7 protein-coding genes, 1 tRNA gene and 2 pseudogenes are annotated in these 6,486 nt (G+C 55.7%); 5 read left to right on the top strand and 5 right to left on the bottom strand.

Going from position 1 to position 6,486, the window contains the following annotated elements:
* From obgE to rplU, 3 genes and pseudogenes are all read right to left on the bottom strand, one after another.
* A pseudogene (gene obgE / locus ACIDOCELLA78_RS000000100535) lies at positions 1 to 134 on the bottom strand (GTPase ObgE); the annotation flags it as partial.
* Between the two features lie 62 nt (positions 135 to 196).
* Complete coding sequence (gene rpmA, locus ACIDOCELLA78_RS000000100530; RefSeq protein ID WP_201727916.1) at positions 197 to 466, bottom strand: 50S ribosomal protein L27; 270 nt, start codon at positions 464 to 466, stop codon at positions 197 to 199.
* A gap of 15 nt (positions 467 to 481) precedes the next feature.
* Positions 482 to 793, bottom strand: a pseudogene (gene rplU / locus ACIDOCELLA78_RS000000100525) (50S ribosomal protein L21).
* 199 nt (positions 794 to 992) lie between these two features.
* Between rplU and ACIDOCELLA78_RS000000100520 the strand changes: the two are divergent.
* From ACIDOCELLA78_RS000000100520 to ACIDOCELLA78_RS000000100500, 5 genes are all read left to right on the top strand, one after another.
* Positions 993 to 1,081 (top strand) — tRNA-Ser (locus ACIDOCELLA78_RS000000100520).
* Positions 1,082 to 1,242: 161 nt separating this feature from the next.
* Entirely contained in the window at positions 1,243 to 1,899 is a 657-nt protein-coding gene (locus ACIDOCELLA78_RS000000100515) for a tyrosine-type recombinase/integrase (RefSeq protein ID WP_374223230.1), read from the top strand.
* Complete coding sequence (locus ACIDOCELLA78_RS000000100510) at positions 1,872 to 2,381, top strand: site-specific integrase (RefSeq protein ID WP_249675131.1); 510 nt, start codon at positions 1,872 to 1,874, stop codon at positions 2,379 to 2,381. Before ACIDOCELLA78_RS000000100515 ends, ACIDOCELLA78_RS000000100510 begins: the two co-directional genes overlap by 28 nt.
* Entirely contained in the window at positions 2,374 to 2,901 is a 528-nt protein-coding gene (locus ACIDOCELLA78_RS000000100505) for a hypothetical protein (RefSeq protein WP_201727921.1), read from the top strand. The genes ACIDOCELLA78_RS000000100510 and ACIDOCELLA78_RS000000100505 overlap by 8 nt, the downstream gene beginning before the upstream one ends.
* Before the next feature lie 56 nt (positions 2,902 to 2,957).
* The gene (locus ACIDOCELLA78_RS000000100500; RefSeq protein WP_214006274.1) at positions 2,958 to 3,494 is read left to right on the top strand and encodes a hypothetical protein; all 537 of its coding nucleotides are present in this window, start codon (positions 2,958 to 2,960) and stop codon (positions 3,492 to 3,494) included.
* Between the two features lie 971 nt (positions 3,495 to 4,465).
* Here the strand turns inward: ACIDOCELLA78_RS000000100500 and ACIDOCELLA78_RS000000100495 are convergent.
* Both ACIDOCELLA78_RS000000100495 and ACIDOCELLA78_RS000000100490 read right to left on the bottom strand, forming a co-directional pair.
* On the bottom strand, positions 4,466 to 5,320 hold the full coding sequence (locus tag ACIDOCELLA78_RS000000100495) for a hypothetical protein (RefSeq protein ID WP_201727919.1): 855 nt from the start codon (positions 5,318 to 5,320) through the stop codon (positions 4,466 to 4,468).
* Entirely contained in the window at positions 5,313 to 6,479 is a 1,167-nt protein-coding gene (locus ACIDOCELLA78_RS000000100490; RefSeq protein WP_201727918.1) for a site-specific integrase, read from the bottom strand. The genes ACIDOCELLA78_RS000000100495 and ACIDOCELLA78_RS000000100490 overlap by 8 nt, the downstream gene beginning before the upstream one ends.
* Positions 6,480 to 6,486: the final 7 nt, after the last annotated feature.

Genomic DNA, 6,486 nt, shown 5'->3' with positions numbered 1-6,486 from the left:
ATGTCGCCGCCACGGCCGCCATTGCCGCCATCCGGCCCACCGAACTCGATATATTTTTCGCGCCGGAACGCGACGACACCGTTGCCGCCATCTCCCGAACGCACATAAATCTTCGCCTGGTCGAGGAACTTCATGAGTGCAGATACGCAAAAGGCCGGCACCGGCCGGCCTTCGCGTCTTTCATACCGGAAACAGGTTACTCCGCGGCGATCGGCAGCTTCTCGACCGACACATGCACGCGGCCCTCGGCCCGGCGGGAGAACTTCACCCGCCCGTCGACGAGCGCGAAGATCGTGTGGTCGCGGCCGACGCCGACATTGGCGCCAGGCTTCACCTTGGTGCCGCGCTGGCGGATGATGATGTTGCCGGCGATCACCTGCTCGTCACCGAACTTCTTGACGCCGAGGCGGCGGCCTTCGGAATCGCGACCGTTGCGCGACGAGCCACCGGCTTTCTTGTGTGCCATGGGATATCCCTCCGATCAGGCGGCGTTGATGCCGGACACGCGCAGCACGGTCACTTTCTGGGTGGCCGTTCTTGCGGCGGCTGTTCTGCCGGCGGCGCTTCTTGAAGATGATGACCGTATCGAGCTTGTCCTGCGCGATCACGTGGCGGTGACGGAGGCACCCTCGACAACCGGCTTGCCCAGGGTCACGCCCTGTTCACCGCCGATGGCGAGAACATCGGTGAAGGTCACGGTGCTGCCGGCCTCGGCCTCGAGTTTCTCGACCTTCAGCACCGCGTCCGGCACGACGCGATATTGTTTTCCGCCGGTGCGGATGACTGCAAACATCGATCTGGTCCAATTCTATCTGCAACGCCGCGCGGGCGGACAAAGAAAAGAAGCGCGAAACCCTGCGGCTTCGCGCGATTGCGGGGTTATAGCGCGCTCCATCCCGCTGTCAATCGACTTGCCCGGCCAATCGGCATCGATATGCACCGCCACTGTTGCCTAGTCAGCGCCATCATGCGTATAACGCCGCCCCGACCGCGGAGAGGTGCCAGAGTGGTCGATTGGGACGGTCTCGAAAACCGTTGTGCCTTCACGGTACCGTGGGTTCGAATCCCACCCTCTCCGCCACCGCCACGAATTACCAGATATTATAGCGTATGAAAACCGGCTGATTCCCGCCGGTTTTTGGCGTTTTGCTGTTGCACCCTGACTCATCCCGTTGCATGGTATCCCACACGTCGTGTGGTAACTAGTGTGGGATAAGATTGGGCAAGCTTTCAGCCTCTTCCGTGAAGGCCGCAAAGGAGCCGGGGCGCTATGGCGACGGCGACGGCCTGTACCTTGTTATAAGCCCTCGGGCGGGAAGTCCTGGGTTTGCCGGGTGCAGAAGGATGGCAAGCGCCGGGACGTTGGCCTGGGAGTGCAAAGAAGGTGTCCCTGGCCTTGCCCGCGAGCGCGCCACCAAGGTGAGGACGCAGGTCGAGGTGGGACTTGATCCCGTTGCCGAGCGGCGGAAAGAGGCAGGGATACCCACCTTCAAGGAAGCAGCTGCTCTGGTGTTTGCCGAGCACAAGGCGAGCTGGCGGAATCAAAAGCACCGGGCGCAGTGGCTATCCACCCTTGAGACATACGCGTTCCCGATGCTTGGCGACCTATCGGTTGCCGTGATTGACGGCCACCACGTCCGGGATGCCGTGATTTCCATTTGGCTCGAAAAGCCGGAGACGGCGCGGCGCGTGCGTCAGAGGATCAACACGGTCATCGATTGGGCGATCGGCAAGGGATACCGGACAACGCCCCTGCCGATTGCGGCAATGAATAAGTCGATGCCCAAGGTTAAGGCCAAGGGGTGCATCATACGGCCATGCCCTATGCCGATGTTCCGGCGTTCGTTGCCAAACTCAATGAGCGGGATACGATGGGACGGCTTGCTCTTGAGACGCTGATCCTCACCGCAACCAGGTCCGGCGAGATTCGCGGCGCGACTTGGGGCGAAATTGATCTCGACAATGCCCTGTGGACAATCCCCGCCGAGCGGATGAAGGCCGGCAAGGAGCATGTCGTCCCACTGTCATCCGCTGCCCTGGACGTGATCCGGCGGGCGCTGGGCTACAGAGAGGCGCGGAGCGAGTTGGTGTTTCCCGGCCAGCGCGGCGGTAAGCCGCTGTCCGACATGACGCTGACCAAGATTTGCCGCGACATGGAGGTTCCCGCCGTGCCGCATGGTTTTCGTTCATCCTTCCGGGATTGGGTGGCCGAGGAAACGGATTTTGATGGCGACATAGCCGAAATGGCCCTTGCCCATGCCATCGGGAATAAGGTTGAGGCAGCTTATCGACGGGGCAATCTTCTGGAGAAGAGGAAGGCGCTCATGGAGGCGTGGGGGCAATATTGCGTCACAAGTCAGAAAAGAGAGGGCCGTGACTAAAATCAAGACTGAAAAGTTGAGCCACTTCGCGGCGCAGCGTTTAGTGCCCGAAGACATAGAAGAAGGTGAGCGCCAAATAACGGCTTTTGCCAAAAAACTCTATTGGCGGTTTTTTGTAATCGATGTGACGTGTAACATCCTATCTGCACTTGCCTTGGTAGCTCTTGGCATAGAGCTTTGGTGGCTTTCGTTGCAGCCGCACAACTATAAAGCGTTTGCTCCCTTTCTTTGGGAAATGACTTTTTTAGCTCTCTGCGTGTTTTTCTGGTTTGGACCAGGGGTATTCCAAAGACGCAAGCGCTTTTTCGTCAACCGACCCTACGATACGATTCTGCCACTCGCCATTGAAGAATTGCTCGCTGAGCTGGCATCAGGACAAATCAAGACCATCATGCCCGCAAAACAGGGCGCTGTCAGTATTTCGGCCTTGCAAAATACTGAAGGGATGCTTTTTGACACCACACTGAACCCCAATGATTTTAAAACAGGTATGCACCCGTCCTGCTTTCCTCTGAAGTAAAATATTATCCTGGTGCAAAAATACCAAAAATATCTCCAATCCGTCCAATTTATGTTGTGACTATCCCTGCCAAAGAAGCCAATTCTACCGACGAACCTGAGACACAGGCCATAACTGTGGCTACCACTAATCTGTCCGAGCCTACCATTGAAAAAACTGGCCTGGAGAATCTGGATGCGACTGGTAACGCCAGTGAATACACTGCTGACAAAAAAGAAAATGTCATTAGGCATTGGCGATCCTTGGTCCCTCCGGAGCAGAGGACAGCTTTTTGCGAAACATTTGCTGCGGAGGGGGGCTGGAAGGGCGATGATGCCAAAAAGATAATCATCGCATTGCAAGCCGTTTTTTCGTATGACGGTAAAATGAAGCCGCGAGTGGGCAGAGAAACTCTTCCGCCCCTGATTGGTGCTGCTGTTGCGGCACTTCGACGCGCCATGGAAGATGGCCAAATCGAGACGCTTTGGTTATCCGACGCTCACAGGCCCGATCCAAGTTCATCGCTTGAAAAAATGCTTGGTGACACCAAAGACCACAAGTACACCCAAATTAGAATAAAAACATTCAAAATTTTAGGGATACGCGGAAGCTAATGGCGCCGATAACCGCATGATATAAAACCGTTACTGGTTACTGAAGAATTTTTTGATACCAGTAATCAGTAAGCTTTCGCGGATCAGGCACAACGTCTCGTAAAGGCTGGTGGCACGCCATAGCTCAGGATGCCACAAGATGAACCGAGATACTTTTCCCAGCGTTCTCCTGACGATTGAGGACGTGATGCGGCTGACAGGTTACAAAAGCCGCTCCAGCATTTACCGCCTTGTGCACCGGTCTGTTTGCCCGCCCCCAGTGGTCATAGGCGGCGGCGAGTGCGGTGGCGCGCCGGTGAAATTGAGCGCTGGCTCCAGAACTTCCTACCCGAATCTATCCGTAGCTGCAGCACACCAGCCCATGGCCATCTTGAAAAGCACGGTTCCTTCCAGCACTCCGAATTCGGGGTGAGAAAATGAAGAACTGAAGACAGCCGCAAGAGCCGGGGCGCGCTACGGATAGATCGGTAGAAGTCCGAGCAGCGCTCAATTTCACCGGCGCCACCGCATCGGCCCGCCTATGACACGGGGCGGCAACAGCGGTGCACAAGGCGGTATCTCGGTTCATCTTGTGGCATCCTGAGCTATGGCGTGCCACCAGCCTTTACGAGACGTTGTGCCTGATCCGCGAAAGCTTACTGATTACTGGTATCAAAAAATTCTTCAGTAACCAGTAACGGTTTTATATCATGCGGTTATCGGCGCCATTAGCTTCCGCGTATCCCTAAAATTTGAATGTTTTTATTCTAATTTGGGTGTACTTGTGGTCTTTGGTGTCACCAAGCATTTTTTCAAGCGATGAACTTGGATCGGGCCTGTGAGCGTCGGATAACCAAAGCGTCTCGATTTGGCCATCTTCCATGGCGCGTCGAAGTGCCGCAACAGCAGCACCAATCAGGGCGGAAGAGTTTCTCTGCCCACTCGCGGCTTCATTTTACCGTCATACGAAAAAACGGCTTGCAATGCGATGATTATCTTTTTGGCATCATCGCCCTTCCAGCCCCCTCCGCAGCAAATGTTTCGCAAAAAGCTGTCCTCTGCTCCGGAGGGACCAAGGATCGCCAATGCCTAATGACATTTTCTTTTTTGTCAGCAGTGTATTCACTGGCGTTACCAGTCGCATCCAGATTCTCCAGGCCAGTTTTTTCAATGGTAGGCTCGGACAGATTAGTGGTAGCCACAGTTATGGCCTGTGTCTCAGGTTCGTCGGTAGAATTGGCTTCTTTGGCAGGGATAGTCACAACATAAATTGGACGGATTGGAGATATTTTTGGTATTTTTGCACCAGGATAATATTTTACTTCAGAGGAAAGCAGGACGGGTGCATACCTGTTTTTAAAATCATTGGGGTTCAGTGTGGTGTCAAAAAGCATCCCTTCAGTATTTTGCAAGGCCGAAATACTGACAGCGCCCTGTTTTGCGGGCATGATGGTCTTGATTTGTCCTGATGCCAGCTCAGCGAGCAATTCTTCAATGGCGAGTGGCAGAATCGTATCGTAGGGTCGGTTGACGAAAAAGCGCTTGCGTCTTTGGAATACCCCTGGTCCAAACCAGAAAAACACGCAGAGAGCTAAAAAAGTCATTTCCCAAAGAAAGGGAGCAAACGCTTTATAGTTGTGCGGCTGCAACGAAAGCCACCAAAGCTCTATGCCAAGAGCTACCAAGGCAAGTGCAGATAGGATGTTACACGTCACATCGATTACAAAAAACCGCCAATAGAGTTTTTTGGCAAAAGCCGTTATTTGGCGCTCACCTTCTTCTATGTCTTCGGGCACTAAACGCTGCGCCGCGAAGTGGCTCAACTTTTCAGTCTTGATTTTAGTCACGGCCCTCTCTTTTCTGACTTGTGACGCAATATTGCCCCCACGCCTCCATGAGCGCCTTCCTCTTCTCCAGAAGATTGCCCCGTCGATAAGCTGCCTCAACCTTATTCCCGATGGCATGGGCAAGGGCCATTTCGGCTATGTCGCCATCAAAATCCGTTTCCTCGGCCACCCAATCCCGGAAGGATGAACGAAAACCATGCGGCACGGCGGGAACCTCCATGTCGCGGCAAATCTTGGTCAGCGTCATGTCGGACAGCGGCTTACCGCCGCGCTGGCCGGGAAACACCAACTCGCTCCGCGCCTCTCTGTAGCCCAGCGCCCGCCGGATCACGTCCAGGGCAGCGGATGACAGTGGGACGACATGCTCCTTGCCGGCCTTCATCCGCTCGGCGGGGATTGTCCACAGGGCATTGTCGAGATCAATTTCGCCCCAAGTCGCGCCGCGAATCTCGCCGGACCTGGTTGCGGTGAGGATCAGCGTCTCAAGAGCAAGCCGTCCCATCGTATCCCGCTCATTGAGTTTGGCAACGAACGCCGGAACATCGGCATAGGGCATGGCCGTATGATGCACCCCCTTGGCCTTAACCTTGGGCATCGACTTATTCATTGCCGCAATCGGCAGGGGCGTTGTCCGGTATCCCTTGCCGATCGCCCAATCGATGACCGTGTTGATCCTCTGACGCACGCGCCGCGCCGTCTCCGGCTTTTCGAGCCAAATGGAAATCACGGCATCCCGGACGTGGTGGCCGTCAATCACGGCAACCGATAGGTCGCCAAGCATCGGGAACGCGTATGTCTCAAGGGTGGATAGCCACTGCGCCCGGTGCTTTTGATTCCGCCAGCTCGCCTTGTGCTCGGCAAACACCAGAGCAGCTGCTTCCTTGAAGGTGGGTATCCCTGCCTCTTTCCGCCGCTCGGCAACGGGATCAAGTCCCACCTCGACCTGCGTCCTCACCTTGGTGGCGCGCTCGCGGGCCAAGGCCAGGGACACCTTCTTTGCACTCCCCAGGCCAACGTCCCGGCGCTTGCCATCCTTCTGCACCCGGCAAACCCAGGACTTCCCGCCCCGAGGGCTTATAACAAGGTACAGGCCGTCGCCGTCGCCATAGCGCCCCGGCTCCTTTGCGGCCTTCACGGAAGAGGCTGAAAGCTTGCCCAATCTTATC

It is taken from the genome of Acidocella sp. C78, from assembly GCF_907164655.1.
Note: the sequence above shows the minus strand (reverse complement) of the source record. Positions and strands in the feature narration are given on the sequence as shown.

Excerpts from the sequence above, each read along its gene's own strand:
- ACIDOCELLA78_RS000000100510 (WP_249675131.1), top strand. The coding sequence starts at position 1,872 with ATGGGACGGCTTGCTCTTGAGACGCTGATCCTCACCGCAACCAGGTCC.
- rpmA (WP_201727916.1), bottom strand. The coding sequence starts at position 466 with ATGGCACACAAGAAAGCCGGTGGCTCGTCGCGCAACGGTCGCGATTCC.